The 1,367-nt window shown below is 57.4% G+C and carries 2 protein-coding genes; both read left to right on the top strand.

The window, feature by feature from the left end:
• Positions 1-606, top strand: a 606-nt coding sequence (locus NW860_RS08710) for an ankyrin repeat domain-containing protein (RefSeq protein WP_414513656.1), incomplete at its 5' end; no start/stop codon positions are given.
• 327 nt (positions 607-933) lie between these two features.
• The gene (locus tag NW860_RS08715; protein WP_414396358.1) at positions 934-1,284 is read left to right on the top strand and encodes a hypothetical protein; all 351 of its coding nucleotides are present in this window, start codon (positions 934-936) and stop codon (positions 1,282-1,284) included.
• Positions 1,285-1,367: the final 83 nt, after the last annotated feature.

A 1,367-nucleotide genomic window follows, 5' to 3' on the forward strand; every position in this document is an offset into this window, starting at 1 on the left:
GATTTGCTCTTGGCCCATGGCGCTTCTGTCCACGCTCTGGATCCTACAGGGGCAACTCCACTCCATTTGGCTGCCGCCAGCGGCCAGGTGGAAGTGGTGGAGCGGCTTCTGAAAGCAGGCAGCGATATCAACTTGCCAGACCGCCATGGGTACACTCCTCTGCATCGGGCTGTCTTGGCCGATCGAGCAGAAGTCATCAGCCTGCTGATTCAACAAGGGGCAGACGTCTGTAGGGTTCTTCACTGGGCTGTGGCCACGGGTCGGAAAAGTGCTCTGGCCCGCCTACTTTCTAAAGGAGCCCCTGTGGATGCAGTCGACGAAGCAGGGCGAACCCCTTTACACGAGGCAGCGGCCCAAGGACATCTAGGTATTGCTCGCTTTCTGATCCTGTACGGGGCTAACGTCAATGCCCGCAGCCGCTTTGGAGCAACGCCCCTGCACTGGGCTGCCTGGGGAGGACATGTCCCGATGCTGGAGCTTTTGCTGGAGCATGGGGCCGAACTAAACCCTCGCAATCAAGATGGATACACTCCCTTAGCCTATGCGCAAAAACGCCAGCACAGGCTAGCTGTCCAGTGGCTACAGGAACGAGGTGCAACTCTCTGAACTTCTCCCACCCCCCAATCCCCTCAAAAAACCCTGCCCCTGTTAACAGCCTAGAACCTCGACCAGGAGGAAAGGGATCCCTTGGCTGGTTCCGCCGGTGCGGGATCCCCTGCTTCGCCCAAGACAAGAGAGGAAGACGAACACCCAACTGGGTGACAGCATAGCACTATTGAGATTAAATTGCAATATCTTACCCAGCTAGCTGGGGGTCTCCTTGATAAAGACTTGCATCAGCACGGGAGGTTCTGGTAGAGTTCCTGCCCAGAGGGTAGTTGGCAAAGATTTGCAGCTAGATCTCCGCCGGAGAAGAGGCTTAGAGTGGCAGGTATGGAAGGGCAGCAAGTTCAGGCAGACGTATGGTGTCGGCCCTTGGGACAACTGGCGCCTCAGTGGTGGCTGGGATGGAGTCCTGAGCAGGGCTTTCGGCTCTACCGCAAAGAGTTTCTGCCTTCTCCTTGTGCTTTGCGGATTAGCTACCGAGAGCAAGACGGCTGGCTGGATGTGTATCTGGGGGAAGCCGAGCAGCATCCCCAGCGGCGGTGCAGCCTCTTAGAGGCAACAGCGCGGGTGGCTTTGCACTACTTGCCAGAGGATTTGCCCCAGGTTCGCCTTCTTCAGTGCCCGCATGAGCGCATTCCTCTGCGGCTTTGGCAGCGGCTAACGCAGCAGCATAGCTGAGAACAGTTCAGAATTTGGGTAGCTCCGCGGGCTCTCCTCTAGTCCTTGATTCACTGGACAATCAGCCACTTTGTGGCATGACC

Source organism: Synechococcus sp. F70.1 (genome assembly GCF_047502745.1).
GTDB lineage: Bacteria > Cyanobacteriota > Cyanobacteriia > Thermostichales > Thermostichaceae > Thermostichus.